The organism is Limnospira sp. PMC 289.06 (assembly GCF_032350395.1).
Taxonomy (GTDB): domain Bacteria; phylum Cyanobacteriota; class Cyanobacteriia; order Cyanobacteriales; family Microcoleaceae; genus Limnospira; species Limnospira platensis.
Genome location: NZ_JARPLC010000381.1, coordinates 1 through 846, shown reverse-complemented (window position 1 = coordinate 846; position 846 = coordinate 1). Strand labels below are relative to the sequence as shown.

The following is an 846-nucleotide window of genomic DNA, read 5'->3' as shown; positions in this document are numbered from 1 at the left end:
TGTAGGTTGGGTGTAGGGCAGCGAAACCCAACAAAGGCAGTTGTAGGTTGGGTGTAGGGCAGCGAAACCCAACAAAGGCAGTTGTAGGTTGGGTGGAGTGAAACGCAACCCCAAAATAGGGGTTTGTATTTAGGTTGAACGAGAGTAGAACCCAACGGGTCGGTTAAGCTATTCAGACACCAACTGAAATTATGGAATATCGAAGAGCTAAAATAGAAGGTGGCACATACTTTTTTACGGTCGTAACAGACAAGAGGCGAAAGTTTTTGTGCTTTCCGGAAAATATCTTATTGTTAAGACAGGCTTTCCGAGAAGTGATGGCGGAATATCCTTTCGATATAAATGCCTGCGTTATATTACCGAACCATATACACTGCTTATGGACTTTACCAGAAGGCGATCGCGATTTTTCTAATCGGTGGCGTTTGCTGAAAAACTATTTTAGCAGAAAATGCGATCGCCAATATCACGGTCAAATTTCGGCATCCCAACAACAGAAAAAAGAGAAAGCCATTTGGCAACGTCGTTTTTGGGAACATTGCATTGTGGATGAAACCGATTTTATTAATCATGTTGAATACATTCATTATAACCCCGTTAAGCATGGTTTGGTAAAAGCCCCAAAGGATTGGCAATATTCGAGTTTTTTAAAGTATGTTCGTCAGGGTATTTACGATATTAATTGGGGTGCAGAAACCGACATTGTATTTGATGAGAATGTCGGACGGGAATAACCGGGAATGAATTTTATTTAGTACGGGTTCCTTGTTGGGTTCCGCTGGGGCTTCACCCAACCCAACAGTTCCTTGTTGGGTTCCGCTGACGCTTCACCCAACCTACGGGTTC

Annotated in this window: 1 protein-coding gene; it reads left to right on the top strand. The window is 43.0% G+C overall.

Annotated features, from left to right (window positions below; genetic code table 11):
* Nucleotides 1-191 precede the first annotated feature (191 nt).
* Nucleotides 192-734 (top strand): REP-associated tyrosine transposase, encoded by a 543-nt coding sequence (locus tag P5674_RS25335; RefSeq protein ID WP_006615819.1) that lies wholly within the window; start codon nt 192-194, stop codon nt 732-734.
* Nucleotides 735-846 lie beyond the last annotated feature (112 nt).

Bases quoted from the DNA above. Each gene is read 5' to 3' on its own strand.
- P5674_RS25335 (WP_006615819.1), top strand. From the start codon at position 192: ATGGAATATCGAAGAGCTAAAATAGAAGGTGGCACATACTTTTTTACG.